Origin of the sequence: Pseudomonas sp. B35(2017), assembly GCF_002113645.1 — a bacterium.
GTDB lineage: Bacteria > Pseudomonadota > Gammaproteobacteria > Pseudomonadales > Pseudomonadaceae > Aquipseudomonas > Aquipseudomonas ekonensis.
In genome coordinates, this window is record NZ_NEIZ01000001.1 from 1 (window position 1) to 25,572 (window position 25,572).

General features: G+C 63.9%; 29 protein-coding genes. 18 read left to right on the forward strand and 11 right to left on the reverse strand.

The genetic code is table 11. The annotated features are described in order from the left end of the window. Positions 1-467: 467 nt before the first annotated feature. Positions 468-1,688, reverse strand: coding sequence for a CaiB/BaiF CoA-transferase family protein (locus tag CAG41_RS00010; protein ID WP_085630428.1), 1,221 nt, complete (start codon positions 1,686-1,688; stop codon positions 468-470). A 13-nt stretch (positions 1,689-1,701) separates the two neighbouring features. Then, the gene (locus CAG41_RS00015; RefSeq protein ID WP_085579505.1) at positions 1,702-2,883 is read right to left on the reverse strand and encodes an acyl-CoA dehydrogenase; all 1,182 of its coding nucleotides are present in this window, start codon (positions 2,881-2,883) and stop codon (positions 1,702-1,704) included. A gap of 158 nt (positions 2,884-3,041) precedes the next feature. Here CAG41_RS00015 and CAG41_RS00020 point away from each other — a divergent pair, with 158 nt between their 5' ends. From CAG41_RS00020 to CAG41_RS00070, 11 genes are all read left to right on the forward strand, one after another. After that, positions 3,042-3,941 (forward strand): LysR family transcriptional regulator, encoded by a 900-nt coding sequence (locus CAG41_RS00020; RefSeq protein ID WP_085579503.1) that lies wholly within the window; start codon positions 3,042-3,044, stop codon positions 3,939-3,941. Positions 3,942-4,375: 434 nt separating this feature from the next. Next, positions 4,376-5,497, forward strand: coding sequence for a Re/Si-specific NAD(P)(+) transhydrogenase subunit alpha (locus tag CAG41_RS00025; protein WP_085706584.1), 1,122 nt, complete (start codon positions 4,376-4,378; stop codon positions 5,495-5,497). A 15-nt stretch (positions 5,498-5,512) separates the two neighbouring features. Continuing rightward, on the forward strand, positions 5,513-5,836 hold the full coding sequence (locus tag CAG41_RS00030; RefSeq protein WP_085579499.1) for an NAD(P) transhydrogenase subunit alpha: 324 nt from the start codon (positions 5,513-5,515) through the stop codon (positions 5,834-5,836). Continuing rightward, entirely contained in the window at positions 5,836-7,269 is a 1,434-nt protein-coding gene (locus CAG41_RS00035; RefSeq protein WP_085579497.1) for an NAD(P)(+) transhydrogenase (Re/Si-specific) subunit beta, read from the forward strand. The genes CAG41_RS00030 and CAG41_RS00035 overlap by 1 nt, the downstream gene beginning before the upstream one ends. A gap of 215 nt (positions 7,270-7,484) precedes the next feature. Then, positions 7,485-8,978, forward strand: coding sequence for an acetyl-CoA hydrolase/transferase family protein (locus CAG41_RS00040; protein WP_085579495.1), 1,494 nt, complete (start codon positions 7,485-7,487; stop codon positions 8,976-8,978). A 321-nt stretch (positions 8,979-9,299) separates the two neighbouring features. Further along, positions 9,300-9,515, forward strand: coding sequence for a DUF1127 domain-containing protein (locus CAG41_RS00045; protein WP_085579493.1), 216 nt, complete (start codon positions 9,300-9,302; stop codon positions 9,513-9,515). A 254-nt stretch (positions 9,516-9,769) separates the two neighbouring features. Continuing rightward, on the forward strand, positions 9,770-9,976 hold the full coding sequence (locus CAG41_RS00050; RefSeq protein ID WP_085638792.1) for a DUF1127 domain-containing protein: 207 nt from the start codon (positions 9,770-9,772) through the stop codon (positions 9,974-9,976). 134 nt (positions 9,977-10,110) lie between these two features. Continuing rightward, on the forward strand, positions 10,111-10,428 hold the full coding sequence (locus CAG41_RS00055; RefSeq protein ID WP_085579489.1) for a DUF2388 domain-containing protein: 318 nt from the start codon (positions 10,111-10,113) through the stop codon (positions 10,426-10,428). Between the two features lie 105 nt (positions 10,429-10,533). Further along, positions 10,534-10,842 carry a DUF2388 domain-containing protein gene (locus CAG41_RS00060; RefSeq protein WP_085579487.1) on the forward strand — a complete coding sequence of 103 codons (309 nt, stop codon included), beginning with the start codon at positions 10,534-10,536 and terminating at the stop codon, positions 10,840-10,842. Between the two features lie 27 nt (positions 10,843-10,869). Continuing rightward, positions 10,870-11,190 carry a DUF2388 domain-containing protein gene (locus CAG41_RS00065; RefSeq protein ID WP_065260625.1) on the forward strand — a complete coding sequence of 107 codons (321 nt, stop codon included), beginning with the start codon at positions 10,870-10,872 and terminating at the stop codon, positions 11,188-11,190. Further along, positions 11,187-13,148 (forward strand): DUF4105 domain-containing protein, encoded by a 1,962-nt coding sequence (locus CAG41_RS00070; protein WP_085706585.1) that lies wholly within the window; start codon positions 11,187-11,189, stop codon positions 13,146-13,148. Before CAG41_RS00065 ends, CAG41_RS00070 begins: the two co-directional genes overlap by 4 nt. Before the next feature lie 112 nt (positions 13,149-13,260). On the opposite strand, the gene trpA is transcribed toward CAG41_RS00070, so the two are convergent. Next, positions 13,261-14,073, reverse strand: coding sequence for a tryptophan synthase subunit alpha (gene trpA / locus CAG41_RS00075; RefSeq protein WP_085579483.1), 813 nt, complete (start codon positions 14,071-14,073; stop codon positions 13,261-13,263). Continuing rightward, positions 14,073-15,305, reverse strand: a complete 1,233-nt coding sequence (gene trpB, locus CAG41_RS00080; protein WP_085579481.1) for a tryptophan synthase subunit beta — start codon at positions 15,303-15,305, stop codon at positions 14,073-14,075. Before trpB ends, trpA begins: the two co-directional genes overlap by 1 nt. A 113-nt stretch (positions 15,306-15,418) precedes the next feature. Here trpB and CAG41_RS00085 point away from each other — a divergent pair, with 113 nt between their 5' ends. After that, the gene (locus CAG41_RS00085) at positions 15,419-16,336 is read left to right on the forward strand and encodes a LysR family transcriptional regulator (RefSeq protein ID WP_085706586.1); all 918 of its coding nucleotides are present in this window, start codon (positions 15,419-15,421) and stop codon (positions 16,334-16,336) included. Here the strand turns inward: CAG41_RS00085 and CAG41_RS00090 are convergent. Continuing rightward, positions 16,309-16,635 carry a YqjD family protein gene (locus CAG41_RS00090; RefSeq protein WP_085630422.1) on the reverse strand — a complete coding sequence of 109 codons (327 nt, stop codon included), beginning with the start codon at positions 16,633-16,635 and terminating at the stop codon, positions 16,309-16,311. The two genes, CAG41_RS00085 and CAG41_RS00090, sit on opposite strands and share 28 nt — an antisense overlap. A gap of 156 nt (positions 16,636-16,791) precedes the next feature. Between CAG41_RS00090 and CAG41_RS00095 the strand changes: the two genes are divergently transcribed. Both CAG41_RS00095 and CAG41_RS00100 read left to right on the forward strand, forming a co-directional pair. Then, a complete protein-coding gene (locus CAG41_RS00095) occupies positions 16,792-17,007 on the forward strand; it encodes a dodecin (protein ID WP_085579474.1) in 216 nt (71 codons plus the stop codon). 127 nt (positions 17,008-17,134) lie between these two features. Then, on the forward strand, positions 17,135-17,359 hold the full coding sequence (locus tag CAG41_RS00100; RefSeq protein WP_085579472.1) for a DUF1161 domain-containing protein: 225 nt from the start codon (positions 17,135-17,137) through the stop codon (positions 17,357-17,359). A 71-nt stretch (positions 17,360-17,430) separates the two neighbouring features. On the opposite strand, the gene CAG41_RS00105 is transcribed toward CAG41_RS00100, so the two are convergent. Next, positions 17,431-18,432 (reverse strand): LLM class flavin-dependent oxidoreductase, encoded by a 1,002-nt coding sequence (locus CAG41_RS00105; RefSeq protein ID WP_085579470.1) that lies wholly within the window; start codon positions 18,430-18,432, stop codon positions 17,431-17,433. A gap of 256 nt (positions 18,433-18,688) precedes the next feature. Here CAG41_RS00105 and CAG41_RS00110 point away from each other — a divergent pair, with 256 nt between their 5' ends. Beyond that, positions 18,689-18,922, forward strand: coding sequence for a DUF1161 domain-containing protein (locus tag CAG41_RS00110; RefSeq protein WP_085630420.1), 234 nt, complete (start codon positions 18,689-18,691; stop codon positions 18,920-18,922). A gap of 6 nt (positions 18,923-18,928) precedes the next feature. Here CAG41_RS00110 and CAG41_RS00115 read toward each other — a convergent pair whose 3' ends face one another. Then, positions 18,929-19,348, reverse strand: a complete 420-nt coding sequence (locus CAG41_RS00115) for a hypothetical protein (protein ID WP_085579466.1) — start codon at positions 19,346-19,348, stop codon at positions 18,929-18,931. Between the two features lie 40 nt (positions 19,349-19,388). Next, positions 19,389-19,811: a hypothetical protein gene (locus CAG41_RS00120; protein ID WP_085579464.1), complete on the reverse strand. Its 423-nt coding sequence runs from the start codon at positions 19,809-19,811 to the stop codon at positions 19,389-19,391. 58 nt (positions 19,812-19,869) lie between these two features. Between CAG41_RS00120 and CAG41_RS00125 the strand changes: the two genes are divergently transcribed. Next, a complete protein-coding gene (locus tag CAG41_RS00125) occupies positions 19,870-20,958 on the forward strand; it encodes an aminopeptidase (RefSeq protein WP_085579462.1) in 1,089 nt (362 codons plus the stop codon). 71 nt (positions 20,959-21,029) lie between these two features. On the opposite strand, the gene CAG41_RS00130 is transcribed toward CAG41_RS00125, so the two are convergent. Together CAG41_RS00130 and CAG41_RS00135 are read right to left on the reverse strand one after the other, a co-directional pair. Then, the gene (locus CAG41_RS00130; RefSeq protein ID WP_085638785.1) at positions 21,030-21,680 is read right to left on the reverse strand and encodes an HAD family hydrolase; all 651 of its coding nucleotides are present in this window, start codon (positions 21,678-21,680) and stop codon (positions 21,030-21,032) included. Positions 21,681-21,708: 28 nt separating this feature from the next. After that, complete coding sequence (locus CAG41_RS00135) at positions 21,709-22,254, reverse strand: gamma carbonic anhydrase family protein (protein WP_085579458.1); 546 nt, start codon at positions 22,252-22,254, stop codon at positions 21,709-21,711. A gap of 103 nt (positions 22,255-22,357) precedes the next feature. Here CAG41_RS00135 and prlC point away from each other — a divergent pair, with 103 nt between their 5' ends. Further along, on the forward strand, positions 22,358-24,409 hold the full coding sequence (gene prlC / locus CAG41_RS00140) for an oligopeptidase A (RefSeq protein ID WP_085630414.1): 2,052 nt from the start codon (positions 22,358-22,360) through the stop codon (positions 24,407-24,409). Then, the gene (locus CAG41_RS00145; protein ID WP_085579454.1) at positions 24,406-24,690 is read left to right on the forward strand and encodes a YheV family putative zinc ribbon protein; all 285 of its coding nucleotides are present in this window, start codon (positions 24,406-24,408) and stop codon (positions 24,688-24,690) included. The genes prlC and CAG41_RS00145 overlap by 4 nt, the downstream gene beginning before the upstream one ends. Positions 24,691-24,759: 69 nt before the next feature. Here CAG41_RS00145 and CAG41_RS00150 read toward each other — a convergent pair whose 3' ends face one another. After that, positions 24,760-25,404 (reverse strand): tyrosine-protein phosphatase, encoded by a 645-nt coding sequence (locus CAG41_RS00150; protein ID WP_085579452.1) that lies wholly within the window; start codon positions 25,402-25,404, stop codon positions 24,760-24,762. Positions 25,405-25,572 lie beyond the last annotated feature (168 nt).

Below are 25,572 nucleotides of genomic sequence, written 5' to 3' on the forward strand. Positions count from 1 at the left end.
CTTTCGTCTCGACCGAGGCGCGCATTCTACAGCAGCCTCATTTGCTGTCAAGCGGTTATTTTCAGAAGTTTTCAAAATTTCTTTTTCAACTTCAACCACTTGCGCTTTCGATCTCTCGTCAGCGGGAGGCGAATTCTACAGCGTTGCACGCTGCTGTCAACACCTCTTTTCTCCGCTTTCGACCGGGAGGATCGAAACGCCGAAAGGGCCAAACATCACCACCCTCTTCGACTCCCTCCGGGCTTCGCTGAACTGAAGCGACCCGCTGCCGAAAACTTCGTAACTCGTTGAATCTCAAGGAGTTTTCCGTTTCGACTGCGCCGGAAGTGGGGCGAATTATAGAGAACTGAAATCTGCCGTCAACCGCTATTTTCGGTTTTCTTCCAATAACTTGCAGATTGATCAAAAAGCATCCCAAAACACCCTATATAGAGGCCGGACACCCCGGCCTCTATATAGAAGAAGCATCACAGCACTCCATTCTCCTTCAACCCGGCGACCGCATCGGCTTCCAGGCCCAGCACCCGCTGCAATACCTCGAGCGTATGTTCGCCCAATAGCGGCGGCGCCTGACGATACTCCACCGGTGTCTGCGACAACCGGATCGGGCTCGCCACCTGCGGCACCCTCCCAGCCAATGCATGGGGCAGATCAATCGCCAACCCACGGGACTTCACCTGCGGATCCTCGAACACCTGCGACAGATCATTGATCGGTCCGCACGGCACGCCGGCCTGCTCCAACTGAGCCACCCATTCGGCCGTCGTCTTGAACACTGTCGCCTGACGGATCAGCGGAATCAGCACCGCCCGGTTCGCCACCCGCTGCTTATTGGTGGCAAAGCGAGGGTCATCCGCCCACTGGGGTTGCCCGGCCACTTCGGCGAACTTGCGGAACTGCCCGTCATTACCCACCGTCAGGATGAAATCACCATCGGCCGTAGGAAAATCCTGATACGGCACGATATTGGGGTGCGCATTCCCCAGGCGCTTGGGCGCATTGCCCGTGGTCAGGTAGTTCATCGCCTGGTTCGCCAGGCACGCCACCTGCACGTCGAGCAATGCCATGTCGATGTGCTGCCCCCCACCTTCCTGATCACGGTGAGCCAGCGCCGCCAGGATCGCGACCGTCGAGTAGAGCCCGGTCAGGATATCCGTCAGCGCAACGCCGACCTTCACAGGCCCGGCACCCTCATCACCCTCCGGCCGGCCGGTCAGGCTCATCAAGCCGCCCAAGCCCTGGATCATGAAGTCATAACCGGCCCGCTTGGCGTACGGGCCGGTCTGGCCGAACCCGGTGATCGAGCAATAGATCAGGTTAGGGTTGATGGCTTTCAGCGATGCGTAATCCAGGCCATAGGCCGCCAGCCCACCCACCTTGAAGTTCTCGATGAGGATGTCGGACTTGGCGGCCAGCTCCCGAACCAGTCGCTGCCCTTCCGGGCGGGTGAAATCGATGGTCACCGACTGCTTGTTGCGATTGGCCGACAGGTAATAGGCCGCCTCGGAGGTGTTCTCGCCGTAGGCGTCCTTAAGGAAGGGCGGCCCCCAGGCGCGGGTATCGTCACCGTTGCCCGGACGCTCGACCTTGATCACCTCGGCGCCAAGGTCGGCCAGTATCTGCCCGGCCCACGGGCCCGCCAACACTCGCGACAAATCCAGAACCCGCAGATGAGACAGCGCACCCATGCTCGCTCTCCTATTAATAGAACGCCTGCAGACCGGTCTGCGCACGCCCCAGGATCAGCGCGTGCACGTCGTGGGTGCCTTCATAGGTGTTGACCACTTCCAGGTTGACCAGATGGCGAGCCACACCGAACTCATCGGAGATCCCGTTGCCGCCGAGCATGTCACGGGCCATGCGCGCGATCTCCAGGGACTTGCCGCAGGAGTTGCGCTTCATGATCGAGGTGATTTCGACGGCTGCCGTGCCTTCGTCCTTCATGCGGCCCAGACGCAGGCAGCCTTGCAGGGCCAGGGTGATTTCGGTCTGCATGTCCGCCAGCTTCTTTTGGATCAGTTGCGTGGCGGCCAACGGGCGGCCGAACTGCTGACGGTCCAAGGTGTACTGACGAGCCGTGTGCCAGCAGAACTCGGCGGCGCCCAGTGCACCCCAGGAAATGCCGTAACGTGCCGAGTTGAGGCAGGTGAACGGGCCTTTCAGGCCACGCACGTCAGGGAAGATGTTCTCTTCCGGCACGAACACGTTGTCCATGACGATCTCACCGGTGATCGAAGCGCGCAGGCCGACCTTGCCGTGAATGGCAGGTGCGCTCAGGCCTTTCCAGCCCTTCTCCAGCACGAAGCCGCGGATGTCGCCGGCATCGTCCTTGGCCCAGACCACAAACACATCGGCGATCGGGCTGTTGGTGATCCACATCTTGGCGCCGGTCAGGCTGTAGCCGCCGTCGACCTTGCGCGCACGGGTGATCATCGCGCCCGGGTCGGAACCGTGGTTCGGCTCGGTCAGGCCGAAGCAGCCGATCCATTCGCCGGAAGCCAGCTTCGGCAGGTACTTCTGCTTCTGCGCTTCGGTGCCGAACTCGTTGATCGGCACCATCACCAGAGAAGACTGCACGCTCATCATCGAGCGGTAGCCGGAGTCGACACGTTCGACTTCACGGGCAATCAGGCCGTAGCTCACATAGTTCAGGCCGCTGCCGCCGTACTGCTCGGGAATGGTCGCGCCCAGCAGGCCGACCTCGCCCATTTCGCGGAAAATCGCAGGATCGGTCTGCTCATGGCGGAAAGCCTCCAGCACACGCGGTGCGAGGCTCTGTTGGGCGAACTGCTCGGCGCTGTCGCGGATCATGCGCTCTTCTTCGGTGAGCTGTTGATCCAGCAGCAGGGGATCGATCCAGTTGAAGCTAGCTTTACCGCCCATGAGTGAGTCCTCGCAAATCAGGTGAATTGACGTGGCATTGATCCTAGGCTCGGTTCGCCGTCGCGGCAAACGAGGATTTCGCATCCTGTTGTGCTAATTTCTCACTCCGAAACATCGCCAGATGCCTTTCGTGCGATGTATTAGTGAGGTTGACGTACATGCGCAGAAAGATCCCCAGCACCACGGCCCTCATCAGCTTTGAAGCCGCCGCCCGGCACGAGAGTTTCACCAAGGCCGCCGAAGAACTTTCCCTCACCCAGGGCGCCATTTGCCGACAGATCGCCAGCCTGGAGGAGTTCCTCAGCGTCGAACTGTTCCGACGTTCGCGGCGCGGCGTGAAACTCACCGAAGCAGGGCTTTCCTACAGCCGCCGGGTCGCCACGCAGTTGGACGCCGTCGAGCGCGACACGCTGTCGGTGATGGGCCAGCAGGGCGCCAACGTGATCGAACTGGCGGTGGTACCCACCTTCGGCACCCAATGGTTGCTGCCCCGGCTCAAGGACTTCCAGCTCAAGCATCCGGAAGTGACCGTCAACTTGACCAACCGCACCCGGCCGTTCCTGTTCGCCGACACCGACTTCGACGCCGCAATCTACTTCGGTGACGCCGACTGGTCCGGTACGGAATCCCACAGGCTGATGGGCGAGAATCCGATGCCGGTGTGCAGCCCGGCCCTGCTCGGCCACAAGACGCACCTGACGCCGGACGAGATCGCCGATCTGCCCCTGCTGCAGCAGACCACTCGCCCGTATGCCTGGCGCCAGTGGTTCAACTCACAGCACCTGAATGTGCCCCGCGACATGACAGGCCCGCGCTACGAGCTATTCTCCATGCTTGCCCAGGCGGCCATGCACGACATGGGCATCGCGCTGATCCCGCCGTTCCTGATCCAGCGCGAACTGGCCGAGAAACGCTTGGTGATCGCCAACCCGAATGCGCTCTCCAGCATCAAGGCGTATTACTTGATGATTCCGGAGCGAAAAGTGGAATCGGCATCACTGAAGGCATTTCGCGATTGGCTGGTGAACCAGGCACACGGCTACAACCTAGAGGAATAAAGGCTTTCAGTATTTACTGACCCCGTAGTCAATAAAATTGAAGCCCTACAGATGTAAGTATTTGTCGCAAATCCGCAGACTGTATCCGAAAGTCGTACAGACGTCCCACAAGCGCCTGACGACGTGGCTTTGCGCCACCCAATGCGACTCATCACGGCCCATTCACGCCACCGATGCGATTTTTTTGCAAATTCAGCCAGAATCCTTGAAAGGCACGGCCTGCAAGGGATTCAGCTGGCCATCTGCGACATTCGGTCACGGGATGACTTGTAGTTAATTTTCCGTCACCCGTCATAATCCCTTGAAGGGCATAAACTTCGCCTGCAAAATGCCGCGCCCCGCCTTGATTCGGCGGGGCCGTGCTGATCGGCCGCCCCAGCCGCACCATCCGAAGTGCATGGGTTTACTCAATAAGATCACGCAGGAGATTTGACGTGCACATTGGTGTTCCTCTCGAAACCCAGACCGGTGAAACACGGGTTGCTGCAACCCCGGAAACCATCAAGAAGCTGATCGGCCAAGGTCATAAGGTCACTGTGCAAAGCGGCGCCGGCATCAAGGCCAGTGTTGTGGACAGTGCCTTTGAGGCGGCAGGCGCAACCATCGGCAGCGCCAACGATGCGTTCGGCGCCGAGCTGATCCTCAAGGTGGTCGCCCCCAGCGACGCCGAACTGACGCTGATCAAGCGCGGAACGGTGCTGGTGGGCATGCTCAACCCCTTCAGCAACGAAACCATCGCCAAAATGGCCGAGTGCGGGATCACCGCCTTCGCCCTGGAAGCGGCGCCGCGCACCTCCCGGGCCCAAAGCCTGGACGTGCTGTCGTCCCAGGCGAACATCGCCGGTTACAAGGCCGTGCTGCTGGCCGCCCACTACTACCCGCGCTTCATGCCGATGCTGATGACGGCAGCCGGCACCGTGAAAGCGGCGCGCGTGCTGATCCTCGGCGCGGGCGTGGCCGGGCTGCAGGCGATCGCCACGGCGAAACGTCTGGGTGCGGTGATCGAAGCGTCTGACGTGCGTCCTGCCGTCAAGGAGCAGATCGAATCCCTCGGCGCCAAGTTCGTCGACGTGCCCTACGAGACCGACGAGGAGCGCGAATGCGCGGTCGGCGTCGGCGGTTACGCCCGTCCGATGCCGGCGAGCTGGATGCAGCGCCAGGCCCAGGCCGTGCACGAGCGCGCCAAACAGGCCGACATCGTCATCACCACCGCCCTGATTCCGGGCCGCAAGGCGCCGACGCTGCTGAGCGCGGAAACCGTGGCGCAGATGAAGCCAGGTTCCGTGGTCATCGATCTGGCCGCAGCCCAGGGCGGCAACTGCCCGCTGACCGTGGCCGACCAGGTCGTGGTGAACAGCGGCGTGACCATCGTCGGCCCGACCAACCTGGCCGGCGAGGTCGCGGCGGACGCCTCGGCGCTGTATGCCCGCAACCTGCTGGACTTCCTGAAGCTGGTCTTCACCAAGGAAGGCCAGTTCGAAGTGAACCTCGAAGACGACATCGTCGCCGCGTGCCTGATGTGCCGCGACGGCCAAGTCATCCGCAAAAACGCCTAAGCAGGGATTCAGACGATGGAAGAGCTTATCTCCCCCGGTATCTACAACCTGATCATCTTCGTGCTGGCGATCTATGTCGGTTACCACGTGGTCTGGAACGTTACGCCTGCGCTGCACACGCCGCTGATGGCGGTGACCAACGCCATTTCGGCGATCGTGATCGTCGGCGCCATGCTCGCCGCCGCCCTCACCATCACCCCGCTGGGCAAGGCCATGGGCACCCTCGCCGTGGCGCTGGCGGCGGTCAACGTGTTCGGTGGCTTCCTGGTCACCCGCCGCATGCTTGAGATGTTCAAGAAGAAAGCCCCGAAAGCCGCACAAGAAGAGGCGCCGAAGTAATGAGCATGAATCTCGTCACGACGCTCTACCTGATCGCGTCGATCTGCTTCATCCAGGCCCTCAAGGGCCTGTCGCACCCGACCACGTCGCGCCGCGGCAACCTGTTCGGCATGCTCGGCATGGCGCTGGCGATCCTCACGACCGTAGGCCTCATCTATAAGCTGGGCGCTGAGCTTGCCACCGCCGGCATCGGTTACGTGATCGTCGGCCTGCTGATCGGCGGCACCGCCGGTTCGATCATGGCCAAGCGCGTGGAAATGACCAAGATGCCTGAGCTGGTCGCGTTCATGCACAGCATGATCGGCCTGGCGGCGGTGTTCATCGCCATCGCGGCGGTGGTCGAGCCGCAGTCGCTGGGCATCGTCAAGCAACTGGGCGACCCGATCCCGGCGGGCAACCGTCTGGAACTGTTCCTCGGTGCCGCCATCGGCGCGATCACCTTCTCCGGTTCGGTGATCGCCTTCGGCAAGCTGTCGGGCAAGTACAAGTTCCGTCTGTTTCAGGGTGCACCGGTACAGTTTGGCGGTCAGCACAAGCTGAACCTGCTGCTGGGCCTGGCCACGCTGGCGCTCGGCGTGACCTTCATGGTCACCGGCAACCTAGCCGCGTTCGCGCTGATGCTGGCTCTGGCGTTCGTGATGGGCGTGCTGATCATCATCCCGATCGGCGGCGCCGACATGCCGGTGGTGGTGTCGATGCTCAACAGCTATTCGGGCTGGGCGGCGGCGGGCATCGGCTTCTCGCTGAACAACTCGATGCTGATCATCGCCGGTTCGCTGGTGGGTTCAAGCGGTGCGATCCTGTCGTACATCATGTGCAAGGCGATGAACCGCTCCTTCTTTAATGTATTGCTGGGCGGTTTCGGCAATACCGCCGACGCGGGCCCGGCCGGCTCGAAAGAGGCCCGCCCGGTGAAGTCCGGTTCGGCCGACGACGCCACCTTCCTGCTGACTAACGCCGACACCGTGATCATCGTGCCGGGCTACGGCCTGGCGGTGGCCCGTGCCCAGCATGCGCTGAAGGAACTGACCGAGAAGCTGACCCACCACGGCGTGACCGTGAAGTACGCGATCCACCCGGTGGCCGGCCGGATGCCGGGGCACATGAACGTGCTGCTGGCGGAAGCCGAAGTGCCGTACGACCAGGTGTTCGAGATGGAAGACATCAACTCCGAGTTCGGCCAGGCCGACGTGGTGCTGGTGCTCGGCGCCAACGACGTGGTCAACCCGGCCGCCAAGAACGATCCGAAATCGCCGATCGCCGGCATGCCGATCCTTGAGGCGTTCAAGGCCAAGACCATCATCGTCAACAAGCGTTCGATGGCCAGCGGCTATGCCGGCCTGGACAACGAACTGTTCTACCTGGACAAGACCATGATGGTGTTCGGCGACGCGAAAAAGGTCATCGAAGACATGGTCAAAGCGGTCGAGTAACCCTCTCCCGCACCACCAAAACGCCCCGCTCCGTCGGGGCGTTTTCGTTGGCGCAGATCGTTGGACAATTTGCCGCGTTGTTACCGATCCGGTAACGGTGTTTTACTCGGAACCCGCTGAATAGACGCCTCTTTTGCGACCTTGGTAGCGGGACAGGCGTTCGCGAAATTCAATAGACTGCGCATCCTGCTACTCGCTGCCCGAGATAAAAATCCATGTACCGTGACCGTATTCGCCTGCCTTCGTTGTTGGATAAAGTGATGAGCGCCGCCGAGGCCGCCGCTTTGATTGAGGACGGCATGACCGTCGGCATGAGCGGCTTCACCCGCGCCGGCGAAGCCAAGGCCGTCCCCCATGCACTGGCCGAGCGGGCCAAGGTCACGCCGCTGAAGATCAGCCTGATGACCGGCGCGAGCCTGGGCAACGACCTCGACAAGCAACTGACCGAGGCCGGCGTGCTGTCGCGGCGCATGCCGTTCCAGGTCGACAGCACCCTGCGCAAGGCGATCAACGCCGGCGAGGTGATGTTCATCGACCAGCACCTGTCGGAAACCGTCGAGCAGCTGCGCAACCAGCAGCTCAAGCTGCCGGACATCGCCGTGATCGAAGCCGTGGCCATCACCGAGCAGGGCCACATCGTGCCGACCACCTCTGTGGGCAACTCGGCGAGCTTTGCGATCTTCGCCAAGCAGGTGATCGTCGAGATCAACATGGCGCACAACGCCAACCTCGAAGGCCTGCATGACATCTATATCCCGACCTACCGTCCGACCCGCACGCCGATCCCCCTGGTGAAGGTCGATGACCGCATCGGCAGCACCGCCATCCCGATCCCTGCGGAGAAGATCGTCGGCATCGTCATCACCCAGCAGCCCGACTCGCCGTCCACCGTGCTGCCGCCGGATGCCGACACCAAGGCCATCGCCGACCACCTGATCGCGTTCTTCAAGCAGGAAGTCGACGCCGGGCGCATGACCGACAAGCTCGGTCCGCTGCAGGCCGGCATCGGCAGCATCGCCAACGCGGTGATGTGCGGACTGATCGACTCGCCGTTCCACGACCTGACCATGTACTCCGAAGTGCTGCAGGACTCGACCTTCGACCTGATCGACGCCGGCAAGCTGAGCTTCGCCTCGGGCAGTTCGATCACGCTGTCCGAACGCCGCAACAGCGATGTGTTCGGCAACCTGGAACGGTACAAGGACAAGCTGGTGCTGCGGCCCCAGGAGATCTCCAACCACCCCGAAGTGGTGCGGCGCCTGGGCATCATCGGCATCAACACGGCGCTGGAGTTCGACATCTACGGCAATGTCAACTCCACCCACGTCTGCGGCACCCGGATGATGAACGGCATCGGCGGCTCCGGCGACTTTGCGCGCAACGCCCACCTGGCGGTGTTCGTGACCAAGTCGATCGCCAAGGGCGGCGCGATCTCCAGCGTGGTGCCGATGGTCAGCCACGTCGACCACACCGAGCATGACGTCGACATCCTGGTCACCGAGATCGGCCTGGCCGACCTGCGCGGCCTGGCCCCGCGCGAGCGCGCCCGGGCGATCATCGACAACTGCGTGCACCCAGACTACCGCCAGGCCCTGAACGATTACTTCACCGCCGCCTGCGCCATCGGCGGCCACACGCCGCACATCCTGCGGGATGCCCTGAGCTGGCACATGAACCTGGAAGAAACCGGGCGCATGCTGGCTGTGTAATTCACACAGATCCCCCGCTGACGCAAACACAGTTTTCGTCAGCGGGGGATTGCAAACACTTAACCTGACAAAAACTGTACTTCTGTACCGGTACTTTTCAGCTGTTTTCCCCGCACCTTTCTCTCCAAATGAGCAATAACGCACCAATCAGGTGCGGACAGGTACAGTTTGCTCAATTTTGACCCGTACACCCCCTATAAACAGTTAACTGGTCACTCACAATACAAGTGAACTGTATCTACAGAGACTGGGCAAACGAGAGGATCATGGGCACCAGTTAAACCACTACCTGATCCCGCCACAAGCGGAAGGATGACCACCATGGAACGTACACTCAGTTCCGAACTGTTCTTCGAAGACAAAGCTGTAAAATCCCAGGCTTCCATGCCTCTGCGCGTTCTCGCCAACCTGATGCTGTGGCAGCGCCGCATCTCCAGCCGCCACCAACTGGCCCGTCTGGATTCGCGTCTGCTGGCTGACGCCGGTATCAGCGAAGCACAACGCTACGAAGAGCTCAGCAAGCCGTTCTGGCGCTAAGCAGCGTCGCTGGCCCTGGTCGCAAGACCCACCGCCAGCACCCGAATTGAAACGACAAGGCCCGTCGCGGGAAACCGCGACGGGCCTTGTCGTTTGGGCGTGCCAGAATCTGCGGAACAGGTGCACCGCACAATGACAGGTACAGTTTTAAAACTACTCAAACTGAACCAGTACAATTTAGCCTCGGTGTGTCTGCTCCGTTCTCGGCGCCAGGCTCAACATGACCTTCTCTCCCGCCGCCCAAGGAACAGGTCATGAATGAGTTACAGGACGTATCCAAAGAACAGGACCGGCCCTGCGCGCAACGTCCGTTCACGCGGCTGCTCAAAGGCCTGCTGCAAGGTCTGGAACGTGCCAGAACCCGGCGCCTGCTGGCCGGGCTCGATGGCCGGGATCTCGCCGACTTGGGCCTCAGCCACGCCGACCGGCTGAATGAAATGGATAAGCCGTTCTGGCGCTAGCACTCTGCCCACTGGGCGAATCCGGTGCGCAAGCCTAATATCCACGCAGAACGTGGCGAATGCTGTGCGATCGGCGTCTGACTCCCAGACACCGTGCCACCTCTCAATACGGTTTTATCCACAGGAGTTCTCCCATGTCCGCTCTTCGCCTGCTCAGCGCTGCCGCCCTGCTGGCCGTCGCCGCCAATGCCAGCGCCACCAGCTTCATCGTCACCACCGATGCCGTGGTCGGCGCACTCAAGTCCTCCTCCGACGCCACCTCCGACGTCACTTCGTCCTTCCGCGACGACAAGATCGTCCTGGCCGCCCGTGACGACGCCGCCAGCTTCGTGGCCAGCGAAGGCGACATCCGCGGCGTGAAGCTGGAAAGCGCCCTGGATCACATCCGCCATCAGGCACCGCAACTGAACGCCACCGACGCGCAGCTGGCCCAGGCCATCCTGACCCTCTGAAACCGTTGCGTCACGGGACACGCCAGCCGTGTCCCGATGTTTCGGCGCTGGCTCTGGCCCGGGCGTTGCGTTAGCCTTCAGGCTCTTCAACCGCAGCCGAGCCCCATGCGTTTTCTTGCCAATCTGCTTATCCCTTCCGTTCTGACGGCAGCCTGCTGGGCCACGCCGGCCAACGCCTTCGATGTGTCCACGCAGAGCACCGTGGTCAGCGTCTACGCCACCGGCATGGTGTCTTCCGCGCCGTTCGACCGTAAACTGCTGCTCGCCGCGCACGACGATGCCGCGGCCTTCGTTGCCAGTGACGGCGAACTGCGAGGCGCCCGGCTGGAATCCGCACTGCATTACCTGCGCAAATCCCGGCCCAAACTTCATGTCAGTGACCTTGAACTGGCACAGGCAATTCTCGTCCAATAGTCATCCATGCCCTTTCGGAGTCGTTCCATGCGTAGCCCGCTGATTGCTGCCGCCCTTGGCCTGCTGTTGTTGGCCGATATGGCCCAGGCGCACACCCTGGTAGCCACCAGTAACATCATTGTCCGCGCCTCCCAGCGCACCATCGATTTCACCTCCGACACCACCACGTCGATCCGCGATTCGAAGATCATCCGCGAAGCCCATGACGACGCCGCCAGCTTCGTCGCCAGCAACGGCGACATCCGTGGCGCGCACCTGGAAGCCGCACTCAATACCTTGCGCACCCGCGTTCCGGAAGCCCGTGACGCCAGCGACCAGGTGCTGGCCGAAGCCATCCTCGCACTGTGAAGTCACTCGGCACCTGGCTGCTGGCCGGGGCGCTGTTGCTGACCGGCCACAGCGCCCACGCCGGCCTGCAACTGCGGCTCAAGACCGACGGCCTGAGCACCGCCCAGCAACAGGCCAGCCAGGCGCTGCTCGATGAAGCCATGCAGGCCCTGCCGCCCAGCTTCATCGAGCGGCTGGACCGGCGGATCGACGTCGGCTGGACCGACGACATGCCCGGCAACGCCTACGGCCAGGCCACGCTGGTGGCCGAACTGGACCTGAACCGCAAATTGCTGGCCGGCCTCACCGACGGCAGCGCCGCCAAGGAAAAGACCGGCCGCCCCCACGGCACCGTCCGCCAGGAACTGCTGGCCACGGTACTGCACGAAATCACCCATATCTACGACCGCGCCCGGCTGTGGCCCGCCGCCGAACGCACGCTGATCCAGCGCTGCACCCGGCGCAACGACAGCAGCGGCCTGGTCGGCATCCCGGATGAATGCCGTGGTCAGAACGGCCGCCGCTTCACCTTGAGCGACGATCCCCGCCTGCTGGATCTCGCCGGCTGGCAGCAATACGTCGGCCGCCGCGGCGAACGCGAGCAGCACAACCGGCAGATCGCCCGCAGCCCGGATCTGTACGAAACCTCCAGCCCCAAGGAGTTCGTCGCGGTCAACATGGAGTACTTCCTTCTTGACCCGAGCTACGCCTGCCGCCGGCCCGCGCTGTATCGCTACTACAAGGAACACTTCGGCTGGGCGCCGCCCGCCAAGGACACGTGCGCCAAGACCTTCGCCTTCCTCAACGCCGGCAATGACTTCGCCAAGCAGCCGCTGGGCCAGGTCGACCCGGAACGGGTCTACGCCGTCGACTACCTGCTGGCCGAGGCCAACCAGAACTGGGTCAGCCGCTGGGGTCACAGCATGCTGCGCCTGGTGATCTGCGCCCCCGGCCGCCCCCGTGGCCCGGATTGCCGGTTGGACCTGGACCAGCACCTGGTGCTGTCGTACCGCGCCTTCGTCGGCGACGTGCAACTGTCGAGCTGGGACGGCCTGGTGGGCAAATACCCGTCGCGGCTGTTCGTGCTGCCGCTGGCCCAGGTGATCGACGAATACACCAAGACCGAACTGCGCAGCCTGGCCTCGGTGCCGCTGAACCTGTCGCGCAGCGAGATCGAAGACGTGGTCGAGCACGCTGCCGAGATGCACTGGAGCTACGACGGCAACTACTTCTTCCTGTCCAACAACTGCGCGGTGGAAAGCCTGAAACTGCTGCGCAGCGGCAGCAATAACGCACAGCTTGCCGGCCTGGACAGCATCATGCCCAACGGCCTGCTGGAGGTGCTCAAGGGACGCGGCCTGGCGGACACCCGGGTGCTCGACGATCCGAAGGAAGCCCTGCGCCTGGGCTATCGCTTCGACTCGTTCCGCGAGCGCTATCAGGCGATGTTCGATGTCTTGAAGAAACAGTTGCCGATCCCGCAGGCCACCGTCGAAGACTGGCTGTCGCTGTCCGCCGAAGAACGCCGGCCTTGGTTCGAGCGCGCTGACCTTCGCACCAGCGCTGCGTTGCTGCTGTTGGAACAGGCCAGTTTCCGCCGCCAGTTGCTGCTGGCCCAGGACGAGGTGAAGCAGCGCTACCTCGGTGCCCGGGAGCTGGAGAACGGCGGTATGGAGAAGGCCAACGCCACCCTGCAGCAGATCCTCGCCAACAGCGGCTTCCTCAGCCGTCCGGCGGAGCTGCTCGACTCCCGCGGCTACGGCCTGCCGCAGCCGAGCGAGTTCAGCCGGCTGGAGGCCGAAAGCAGCCAGCGCCAGAAGCAGTTGCTGGCGCTGAGCGGCGACCTGGACAAGGAAGTGCGGGCCTTGCTGGAGCCCAAGCGCGCTGCGGAGATCGCGGCCAGCGAGGCCAATGTGAAGCAGATCGGCGAGCATCTGCGCAAACTGCACAAGGCAGCGGGCGGGTTGGAGTTGCCTTGACCGGCCTGCCGCATGGGCCGAACGAAAAAAGGGATCCGGAGCTTAGCCCCGGATCCCTTTTTACTGCCTGATCAGTCGATGGCGAGCGGCCCCCGCAACGGGAGCCTTGCCCTCAGCCGATGCGCGCCTTGCGCACGCCTTCGGCCAGCGAAGCGCACAAGCCCAGCACACCGTCGACCGCCTGCGCCGGCGTCTGCGCATTGGCGATGTGGTCGATCAGCGCCGAACCCACCACGACACCGTCGGCCAGGCGCGCGATGGACGCCGCCTGCTCCGGGGTGCGGATGCCGAAACCGATGCTGATCGGCAGGTCGGTGTGGCGACGCAGGCGCGCCACCGCTTCCTCGACATGCTCCAGCGTCGCGGCGCCGGCACCGGTCACACCGGCCACCGACACGTAGTAGACGAAGCCGGAGCTGCCGTTGAGCACCTTCGGCAGGCGCGCGTCGTCGGTGGTCGGGGTGGTCAGGCGGATGAAGTCCAGGCCTGCCGCTTGGGCCGGGTCGCACAGCTCGGCGTTGTGCTCCGGCGGTATGTCGACCACGATCAGGCCGTCGACGCCGGCCTCGTTGGCGTCGCTGATGAAGCGCTCGACGCCGTACTTGTGGATCGGGTTGTAGTAGCCCATCAGCACCAGCGGCGTGTCGCTGTTGCCCTGACGGAACTCGCGCACCATCTGCAAGGTTTTCGCCAGGTTCTGCTTGGCGCCCAAGGCACGGATGTTGGCCAGCTGGATCGCCGGGCCGTCGGCCATCGGGTCGGTGAACGGCATGCCCAGCTCGATCACGTCGGCGCCGGCGGCCGGCAGGCCCTTGAGGATCGCCAGCGAAGTGTCGTAGTCCGGGTCGCCGGCGGTGACGAAGGTCACCAGTGCGGCGCGGTTTTCCTGCTTGAGGGCGGCAAAACGTGTTTGCAGGCGGCTCATCAGTGTTTCTCCTGCGTCGATTGTTCCATGTGGTGCATGACGGTCTGCATGTCCTTGTCGCCGCGGCCGGACAGGTTGATCACCATCAGGTGATCCTTCGGCAGCTTGGGCGCGCGCTTGAAGGCTTCGGCCAGGGCGTGGGAGCTTTCCAGGGCCGGGATGATCCCTTCCAGTCGGCAGCACTGGTGGAAGGCGGCCAGGGCTTCGTCGTCGGTCACCGAGGTGTACTGGACGCGACCGATGTCATGCAGCCAGGCGTGTTCGGGGCCGATGCCGGGGTAGTCGAGGCCGGCGGAGATCGAATGGGCGTCGATGATCTGGCCGTCGTCGTCCTGCAGCAGGAAGGTGCGGTTGCCGTGCAGCACGCCCGGCACGCCGCCGTTCAGGCTGGCCGCGTGCTTGCCGGTCTCGATGCCGTAGCCCGCGGCTTCGACGCCGACGATCTCGACGCTCTTGTCGTCGAGGAACGGGTGGAACAGGCCCATGGCGTTGGAGCCGCCGCCGATGCACGCCACCAGGCTGTCCGGCAGACGGCCTTCCTGGGCTTGCAACTGCTCGCGGGTTTCCTTGCCGATGACGGCCTGGAAGTCACGCACCATCGCCGGGTACGGGTGCGGGCCGGCCACGGTGCCGATCAGGTAGAAGGTGTTGTCGACGTTGGTCACCCAGTCGCGCAGCGCTTCGTTCATCGCGTCCTTCAGGGTGCCGGTGCCGGCGACCACCGGGATCACCTCGGCGCCCAGGAGCTTCATGCGGAACACGTTGGCCTGCTGGCGCTCGATGTCGGTGGTGCCCATGTAGATCACGCAGTCCAGGCCGAAGCGTGCGGCCACGGTGGCGGTGGCCACGCCGTGCATGCCGGCGCCGGTCTCGGCGATGATGCGTTTCTTGCCCATGCGCCGCGCCAGCAGGATCTGGCCGATGCAGTTGTTGATCTTGTGCGCGCCGGTGTGGTTCAGCTCTTCGCGCTTGAGGTAGATCTTGGCGCCGCCGCAGAACTCGGTCAGGCGTTCGGCGAAGTACAGCGGGCTAGGACGTCCGACGTAGTCGCGCTGGAAGTAGGCCAGTTCCTCCTTGAATGCCGGATCTTCCTTCGCCGCTTCATATTCGCGGGCCAGGTCGAGGATCAGCGGCATCAGGGTCTCGGCGACGTAACGGCCGCCGAACGCGCCGAACAGGCCGTTGTCGTCCGGGCCGCTGCGCAGGTTGGAGGTGTTCGAAGTCTGGGTCATGGATGACTCCCGGTGAATTCGCCTAAGGGACAATGGCGTTCACTCTACCCCTGACGATCCGGGCTGAAAACCGATAAGATCGCCGCAACCTGTCAGGAAAACTCACAAATAAAATGAGCCATGACCTCCCCCCGCTGAACGCCCTGCGCGCCTTCGAGGCCACCGCCCGGCTGAACAGTGTCAGCCAGGCCGCCGAGCAGCTTCACGTCACCCACGGCGCCGTCAGCCGCCAGCTCAAGGTGTTGGAAGAACACTTGGGCGTGAGCCTGTTCGTCAAGGAAGGGCGCGGCCTGAAACTCACAGATGCCGGCGCCCGGCTGCGGGACGTCAGCGGCGAAGCGTTCGAGCGGCTGCGCAACGTGTGCGCCGAACTCAGCCAGAGCACCGCCGACGCCCCGTTCGTGCTCGGCTGCTCCGGCAGCCTGCTGGCACGCTGGTTCATTCCACGGCTGGGACGGCTGAACGCAGACTTGCCGGACCTGCGCCTGCACCTGTCGGCCGGCGAAGGCGACCTCGACCCCCGGCGGCCCGGCCTCGACGCCCTGCTGCTGTTCGCCGAACCGCCATGGCCGGCGGACATGCAAGTCTACGAGCTGGCCGCCGAGCGCATCGGCCCGGTCATGAGCCCGTTGTTCAGCGGCGCCGCCAGGCTGCACGGCGCACCGGCCGAGGCCCTGTTGAGCGAGCCGGTGCTGCACACCACCTCCCGTCCGCAAGCCTGGCCGGCCTGGGCACGGCAAAGCGGCCTCGACGCCAAGACGCTGAAGCTGGGGCAGGGTTTCGAGCATCTGTATTACTTGCTGGAGGCGGCGGTCGCCGGCCTCGGCGTGGCCATCGCGCCGGAACCGCTGGTGACGGAAGACTTGAAGGCCGGGCGCCTGATCGCGCCGTGGGGCTTTTGCGAAACCCCGGCGCGACTGGCGCTATGGCTGCCCAAGCGCGCCGCCGACGGGCGCGCCCGGCAATTGGCGCAATGGCTGAAGAACGAATTGCGCCAGACCGATCACTCGCCGCGCTTGAACAGCAGGTAAGCGGCCAGCAGGCCCAACGCACCGACCGCCACGCCGGCGGTCGTCCAGGGATGTTCCTGCGCGTAGTCACGGGTGGCGATCCCGGTCTCGCGGGTCTTGGTCTTGACCTCTTCATAGGCGTCGCTGAGCAGGCTGCGCGAATGCCGCAACGCACTTTCGGCATTGCCCTTGAGTGCTTTGAGGGTCTTGCGCGACTCGTCCGAAGCGTCGTCCTTCAGGCTTTCCAGCGACTTGAGCAGACTCTCGATCTCGGCTTCCATGCTTTGCAGCGAAGCTTTGCGTAACGAGGTGTTGGCCATGGTGGTTCTCCTGCATTGGTGAGAAACGGCGTGTGATGGTTGGGACTTCGCCCGTCCCGGAAAGTGCAGAAAATCTGAGCCGCCTCCCCCGCGGCATGCCGGAACCGACACGGCAAATCGCTGCTAGGCTCTATGGCACACTTCAAGGAGAGCGCCATGAGCGACCATCACACCTACAAGAAGATCGAGCTGGTCGGTTCGTCCACCAGCAGCATCGAAGACGCCATCAACAACGCGCTGGCCGAAGCCAGCAAGAGCGTCAAGTACATGGAATGGTTCGAAGTGACCGAGACCCGCGGCCACATCAGGGACGGCAAGGCCGCCCATTTTCAGGTGACCCTCAAGGTCGGGTTCCGGATTGCCAGCAGCTGAGTTTGGTCTACGCTTCTGAACTTGCGCGCTGGCCGAGTGCCATAGGAATGGCAAAGCGCTACAGGGCGAGCGCACCGGACGAACGCTCCGGTGCCGTCTCTTTCGATCCGACCAGGGAGTGCAACCGATGAAGAAGTTCATGTTGGCGGTAGGTTTGTTGAGCCTTGCGGGTGGCGCATTCGCTGCCGGCAAGTCGTGTGAGGAACTGAAGGCCGAGATCGCGGCCAAGCTGGATGCCAAGGGCGTTTCCGGCTATTCGCTGGAGATCGTGGACAAGGGGGCAGCGGCGGGCGGCAAGGTCGTCGGCAAATGCGAAGCCGGCGCCAAGGAAATCGTCTACAAGCGAGGCTGACGGCGCCTGAAAATCAAAAGCCGACGCAACGCGTCGGCTTTTTTGTGGCCATCGTTTCCAGCGAAACGGACTCAGCCCTTCATCACCTGCGCCAGCAGCTCATAGGAATGCAGCCGGTCAGCGTGCTCGTACAGGTCGCAGGTGAAGATCAGTTCATCGGCCTGGGTCTGCTCGATCAGCACCTCCAGCTTGGCGCGGATCTTCTGCGGACCGCCGACCATCGCCAAGCCGAGGAAGTCCCCCACCGCCTCGCGCTCATGGGGCAGCCACAGGCCGTCCATGGTCTTCACCGGCGGCCTTTGCACCAGGCTTTGCCCACGCATCAGCGCCAGGATCCGCTGGTACACCGAGGTGGCCAGGTAATCGGCCTGCTCGTCGGTGTCGGCCGCCACCAGCGGCACGCCCAGCATCACGTACGGCTTGTCGAGCACCGCCGACGGCTGGAAGTGGTTGCGGTAGACGCGGATCGCCTCGTGCATGTAGCGCGGGGCGAAGTGTGAGGCGAAGGCGTAGGGCAGGCCCCGCTGGCCCGCCAGTTGCGCACTGAACAGGCTGGAGCCCAGCAGCCACACCGGCACCTGGGTGCCGGTGCCCGGCATCGCGATCACCCGTTGGTCCGGGGTGCGCGGGCCGAGGTAGCGCACCAGTTCGGCGACGTCCTCGGGAAAATCGTCGGCGCTGCCGGAACGCTCACGGCGCAACGCCCGGGCGGTCATCTGGTCGGAGCCGGGCGCACGGCCCAGGCCCAGGTCGATCCGGCCCGGATACAGGCTCTCCAGGGTGCCGAACTGTTCGGCGATCACCAGCGGCGCATGGTTGGGCAGCATCACCCCGCCGGAGCCGACGCGGATGCTCGACGTGCCGCCCGCCAGGTAGGCCAGCAACACCGAGGTGGCGGAACTGGCGATGCCGTCCATGTTGTGGTGCTCGGCGACCCAGAACCGGGTGTAGCCGAACTTCTCCACGTGCCGGGCCAGATCCAGCGAGTTGCGCAGCGACTGGCCGGGGCTGCCGTTCTCGCGCACCGGCACCAGATCGAGGGTGGAAAACTTTACGTCGGACAGTTGCTTCATAAAGTGCTTCTCCGGGTGAGGGTGCAGGTTCATCCATGCGAACGCCGACCTGCCCCGTTCATAGGCGTGTCCTGTGCAATGAGGGCATATACCCGAGTTTCAATAGCCGATTGGAAAATTCCTACTAAAAAAGTCAACGATTCTCATGGGGCAGAGGTTTGAGCCGGGTCAGAACCTGCCCGGCCAAACGGTGGTCGAATGGTTGACCGCAGCCTTCGCGCATCTTCGTGCGCGCTGCGTCGAGGGAGCTTCAACCATGAAACTTTTTGCTGTGGCGGTGTTCGGTCTGACCCTGGCCAGTGCGGTGCTGGCGGCCCCGAAACCCTGCGAGGAACTCAAGGCCGAGATCGAAGCCAAGATCCAGGCCCAGGGCGTGACCTCCTACACCCTGGAGATTGTCGCCAACGAGGAAGTCCACGATCAGAACATGGTCGTCGGCTCGTGCGAAAACGGCACGAAGAAGATCATCTACCAGAAGAACGACCGCTGATCCGGGCTAGATGATGCAGTTGACCTCACGGTCCTCGGCGACGATTTCCCGCTTGGCGTTGTACAGCCGGGCGCTCGGCGTGAAAGCCAGGGAGCGGCCTTCGAGCAGGTAGCGCTGGCCCGCCTCGAAATGGTCGTAGCGGATAGTCAGGTAGCACAGGCGCTCGACGGGCCCGGTCATCAGGCTGCCGCCGCCGCCGAACACTTCAAAGTCGAAGCGCACCCGCAGTTCGTGGCTGCCGGGTGTGACCTGAAAGAAGCGCCCGTCCCTCAGGCGCTGGTTGTCGAGCCGCTCGGCCATCAACAACTTGCCGCCAGGGGTGGGCGTCGAGAAGTCGACCCAGGCCATCGCGGGATCGACCGGCGGCATCGGCGTCTGGCAACCGGCGATCAGGCCGGCCGCCAGCAACAGCATCAACGTGCGCATGATGAATGTCCGTGGATTCGGGCACCCAGCATAACGCCGATCAGGTGCGCTGACAGCCCGCCGGCTTGGCCTGCCCCACCACCTTGCGCTGCTGATCGTACAGTTTGGCCCATGGCCGGAAACCGATGTTGCCGGCCTGCAACTGATAGCGCTCGCCGGCGTTGAAGTCCTTGAAGGTCAGGCTCAACCGGCAATCGCGCCACAGCGGCTCGGCATCCGGGCCGATGTTGGTCGCCTCCACCGGGAACTGGTAACGCACCTTCAGCTCATGGCTGCCGGGCTGCACTTCGAAATATCGTTTGTCGACCGCCGCCCTGGCATCGACCTCCAGAGCCTGCAGCGCCGTGTCCTGCTGGCGGGACTCCAGGTCGATCCAGGCTTGCGAAGGGTCAGGGGCGGGCATTCCGAATCCGGCACAGCCGGTCAGCGTCAGCAGGCCGGCGGTCAGCATCAACTTGCGCATGGCGAAGCTCCTATGGGCGGGATAGTCTTGCGGGCAGACTGTCCGGGGGTTTCTTATTTTGTTCAGGCCGCTACCCAGCCTTGGGTTACTTGATCGCGTTTTGCGGATTTTGTTTCCGGGTGTTTTGCTTTTGCTGCTCAACGGTTGCGCAAGCCTCAGTTACTACAGCCAGTTGGCCGGCGGTCAGCTGCAACTGCTGCGGGCCCGGGAACCGGTCGCCGAGGTGATCGCCGACCCCGCCCGCGACCCCAAACTGCGCGCGCACCTGGCCGAGTCGCAGAAGGCCCGGGACTTCGCCAGCCGTCACCTGCACCTGCCGGACAACCAGAGCTACCGGCTCTACGCCGACATCGGCCGGCCGTTCGTGGTGTGGAACGTGTTCGCCACCCCGGAGTTCTCCTTGAGCCCGCAAAACCATTGCTTCCCCATCGCCGGCTGCGTGGCCTACCGCGGCTACTACAGCCAGGGCGCGGCCCGGGGCGAAGCGGCGATCCAGCGCCTCAAGGGCATGGACGTGTCGATCGGCGGCGTCGAGGCCTATTCGACCCTGGGCTGGTTCAACGACCCGATCCTCAATTCGATGACGGGCTGGGGCGACGAGCGCCTGGCCACGCTGATCTTTCACGAACTGGCCCATCAGCGCTTCTATGTGCAGGACGACACCGAGTTCAACGAGTCCTTCGCCACGTTCGTCGAGCAGGAAGGCACGCGGCAATGGCGGGCGTTCCGCGGGCTGGCGCCGGACAACGGCTCGCGCCTGCAGCAGCGCGACCAGTTCATCGGCCTGATCCTCGACACCCGTGCCCGTCTGGAAGCGCTCTACGCACAACCGCTGGCGGCCGAGGTCATGCGCCAGCGCAAGGCCGAGGCGTTCGAACGGTTTCGCCGGGATTACCGGGCCCTGCGTGACCGGCAGTGGGCCGGGGACAAACGCTACGATGCGTGGGTGAACGCGCCGCTGAACAATGCTCGCCTGTTGCCGTTCGGGCTGTATGACCAGTGGGTGCCGGCGTTTGCGGCGCTGTTCGGGCAGGTGGGTGGGGATTGGGTGAGGTTCTACGCCGAGGTCGAGAAGTTAGGCAAATTGGGCGCAGTTGAGCGCAAGTCGGCGCTCAAGGCCTTGGCGAACCCTGAACCAGCCGGCTGAACCGACCGGCTGGTTCCCACAGAAACGCCTCAACACGTGTGGGAGCCAGCCTGCTGGCGATGGCTGCCCGATCAGCGCCGCAGGAACGCCTGATGCAGCTCGTCCAGCGTCTCGAAGTGATAGGCCGGCGCTTCGGCGCTCAGCTCCTCATGGCTGCCGAACCCATAGCCCACCGCCGCCGCGTCCAGCCCGTTGCGGCGTGCGCCGATCAGGTCGTGCTTGCGGTCGCCGATCATCAGCGTGTCGGCCGGATCCAGTCCTTCCTCGGCGATCAAATGGGCAATCAGCTCGACCTTGTCGGTGCGGGTGCCGTCCAGTTCGCTGCCGTAGATCACCTTGAAGTGCCGGGCGAAATCGAAATGACGGGCGATCTCCCGGGCGAACACCCAGGGTTTGGAGGTCGCGATGTACAGCTGCCGGCCCTGGCCACCGAGGGTTTCCAGCAACGGCATGACACCGTCGAACACCCGGTTTTCGTAGAGACCGGTGACCTTGAAGCGCTCACGGTAGAAATTCACCGCCTCCCACGCCTTGGCCTCGTCGAAGCCATAGAACTGCATGAACGCCTGCAGCAGCGGCGGGCCGATGAAGTGTTCCAGCTTGCTCAGGTCCGGCTCGTCGATGCCGAGCTTGGCCAAGGCGAACTGGATGGAGCGGGTGATACCCTCGCGCGGGTCGGTCAGGGTGCCGTCGAGGTCGAACAGTACGGTCTGGTAATGCATGAAAATTCCTGGGCTTGTGCGGGACGGTTCAGATCTGGTCGTAGCCTTCGGCCAGGTGCAGATCCTTGAGCTTCACGTAGTTCGCCGCGCTGTAGGTGAAAAAGGCGCGTTCCTTGTCGGTCAGCGGCCGGGCCTGCTTCACCGGGCTGCCCACGTACAGGAAGCCGCTTTCCAGGCGCTTGCCCGGCGGCACCAGGCTGCCGGCGCCGACGATCACGTCGTCCTCGACCACCGCGCCGTCCATGACGATGCTGCCCATGCCGATCAGCACCCGGCTGCCCACCGTGCAGCCGTGCAGCATGACTTTGTGGGCGACGGTCACGTCGTCGCCGATCAGGCACGGGAAACCGTCCGGGTTGAAGGGGCCGGCGTGGGTGATGTGCAGCACGCAGCCGTCCTGGATGCTGGTGCGCGCACCGATGCGGATGCGGTGCATGTCGCCGCGGATCACGGTCAGCGGCCATACGGAGCTGTCTTCGCCGATTTCGACGTCGCCGATCACCACCGCGGAGCCGTCGACAAAGGCGCCTTTGCCAAGGCGCGGGGTGTGGTTCTGGTACTTGCGAAGGGACACGATAAGTTCTCTCTCTGTCGCCGATAGCTGCGGTCGCTGCCGATTGTAATTAAGATGGGCCCACGATTCTAAATGCCTGTTCCCTTCTGCCAAGGTGCCAACCGTGAGCGTGAACAACCCACTTCTGCAGCCCTACGACCTGCCGCCGTTCTCCGCGATCCGTGCCGAACACGTGCAGCCCGCCATCGAAACCATCCTGGCCGACAACCGCGCCGCCATCGCCGAGATCCTCAAGGCCCAGGGCACGAACCCGACCTGGGCCGGCCTGGTGCTGGCGATGGACGAACTCAACGACCGCCTCGGCGCCGCCTGGAGCCCGGTCAGCCACCTCAACGCCGTGTGCAACAGCGCCGAACTGCGCGAAGCCTACGAGGCCTGCCTGCCGGCCCTGAGCGCCTACTCCACCGAGATGGGCCAGAACCGCGAGCTGTTCCAGGCGTACGAAGCGCTGGCCAACAGCCCGGAAGCCGCCGGCTTCGACGTGGGCCAGAAAACCATTCTGGAGCACGCCCTGCGCGACTTCCGCCTGTCGGGCATCGACCTGCCGGAAGCCGAGCAGAAGCGCTACGCCGAAGTGCAGAGCAAACTGTCGGAGCTGGGCAGCCGCTTCTCCAACCAGTTGCTCGACGCCACCCAGGCCTGGACCAAGCACCTCACCGACGAGGCCGCCCTCGCCGGCCTGACCGACTCGGCCAAGGCGCAGATGGCCGCCGCCGCCCAGGCCAAGGGGCTGGACGGCTGGCTGATCACCCTGGAGTTCCCCAGCTACTACGCGGTGATGACCTACGCCCAGGACCGCGCGCTGCGCGAGGAAGTCTACGCCGCCTACTGCACCCGCGCCTCGGACCAAGGCCCGAACGCCGGCCAGAACGACAACGGTCCGGTGATGGACCAGATCCTCGACCTGCGCCAGGAACTGGCCAAGCTCCTGGGTTTCGCCAGCTTCTCCGAGCTGAGCCTGGCCACCAAGATGGCCGAGTCCAGCGACCAGGTGCTGAGCTTCCTGCGCGACCTGGCCAAGCGCAGCAAGCCGTTCGCCGCCCAGGACCTGCAGCAGCTCAAGGCCTACGCCGCCGAGCAGGGCTGCGCGGACCTGCAGAGCTGGGACAGCGGCTTCTACGGCGAAAAGCTGCGTGAACAACGCTACAGCGTGGCCCAGGAAACCCTGCGCGCCTACTTCCCGATCGACAAGGTGCTCAGCGGCCTGTTCGCCATCGTCCAGCGCCTGTACGGCATCGAGATCGCCGAGCTCAAAGGCTTCGACGCCTGGCATCCGGACGTGCGCCTGTTCGAGATCAAGGAAAACGGCCAGCACGTGGGCCGCTTCTTCTTCGACCTGTACGCCCGCGCCAACAAGCGCGGCGGCGCCTGGATGGACGGCGCCCGCGACCGTCGCCGCACCGTCGAAGGCGTGCTGCAGAGCCCGGTGGCCAACCTGGTGTGCAACTTCACCCCGGCCGACAGCGGCAAGCCGGCGCTGCTGACCCACGATGAAGTCACCACCCTGTTCCACGAGTTCGGCCATGGCCTGCACCACCTGCTGACCCGCGTCGACCATGCCGGCGTGTCCGGCATCAACGGCGTGGCGTGGGATGCGGTCGAGCTGCCGAGCCAGTTCATGGAGAACTGGTGCTGGGAGCCGGAAGGCCTGGCGCTGATCTCCGGCCATTACGAAACCGGCGAACCGCTGCCCCAGGACCTGCTGGAGAAAATGCTCGCGGCGAAGAACTTCCAGTCCGGCCTGATGATGGTGCGCCAATTGGAGTTCTCGCTGTTCGACTTCGAGCTGCACGCCACCCACGGCGACGGCCGCAGCGTGCTGCAAGTGCTCGAAGGCGTGCGCGACGAGGTCTCGGTGATGCGTCCGCCGGCCTACAACCGCTTCCCCAACAGCTTCGCCCACATCTTCGCCGGCGGTTACGCGGCCGGCTACTACAGCTACAAGTGGGCGGAAGTGCTGTCGGCGGATGCGTTCTCCAAGTTCGAAGAGGACGGCGTGCTCAACGCCGACACCGGCCGCGCCTTCCGCGAAGCCATCCTGGCCCGCGGTGGCTCGCAGGAGCCGATGGTGCTGTTCGTCGACTTCCGTGGCCGTGAGCCGTCGATTGACGCACTCTTGCGTCACAGCGGCCTGAGCGAGGACGCGGCAGCATGAGCGAGGCACCTGTGAAGACGAAGAAACGCTTTATCGCCGGAGCGGTCTGCCCGGCGTGCAGCGAGCCGGACAAGCTGATGATGTGGAGCGAGGACGACATTCCCCATCGCGAATGCGTGGCCTGCGGTTACGCGGACACGCTCAACGAGCAAGGCCTGTCGGTTCCGAAGGAGCTGGGCACGCGGGTCAACACCGTCGCGCTCAAGCCTGCGCCGGACAAGAGCGTGCAGGCGGTGCAGTTCTTCCCGAATCCGAAGCTGAAGAAAAAGTCAGACGACTGACCTGCCGTCAGCCCCGGACAGGGAGCCTCTGCGGCGAGGGCGCCAGTGCCTCGCCGCAGAAGGTCCGGTTCACTTGAGGTTGACGCTCTGGAACCAGCTCTTCATCGAGCACGTGGCGAAGGGGCTGGTGCTGCAGTCGCCATTGGCCAGCGCCGTACGCAACTTGTCGACATCGGCCTGCATCACGTAGCGGACGCCGTCCTTGAAGTGCCCGCTTTCGCCGAACCCGCCCTGAGTCATCTCATTCAGCGCATCTTCCTTGCTCCAGCCCTGCACCACGATCCGGTACATCGCCGCCATCAGGCCGGTGCGGTCGGAGCCGTGCTTGCAGTGCATCAGCACCGGGCCCTCGGCCTCGGCGGTCTGGATCGCACGCAACGTCTTGAGCACATCACTGTCATCCACGTGATTGGTGCGGTAAGGCAACTGCACAAGGTTCACGCCAGGGGACTTCAGCCAGCCCGAGTCGGACTCCGGCAAGAAGTTGATGACCGTGGCCACCTTCAGGTTCTTCAGCAGCGGCACGGCGCCGCCGTCGGGCAACGCGCTGCGGTAGAGGGTCGGCGACATCTGGAACAGGTTGTATTGCACCTCCACCGGCTGCGCCCATTCGGCAGGACGGGCCGCCGGAGCCTCGGCGGCCTGGACCGGCACCCAGTGCAACACGACAGCAAGCGAAAGACACATGGCGGGGAGGAAACGCAATCGGGACATGCTCGGTGGACCGTAGGGATTCATGATTGAGGGGCCTCGCAGCTTCAGGGTTCGGCAGTCAAATCCCTGTGAGACGCTTGTCAAAGAATCGTGAACCGGCCGGTGCCCTTCGTCGCAATCACGGTTTTTTTCAGATGAATCGATTCATCTCGATGCTTAGCCTGCTAC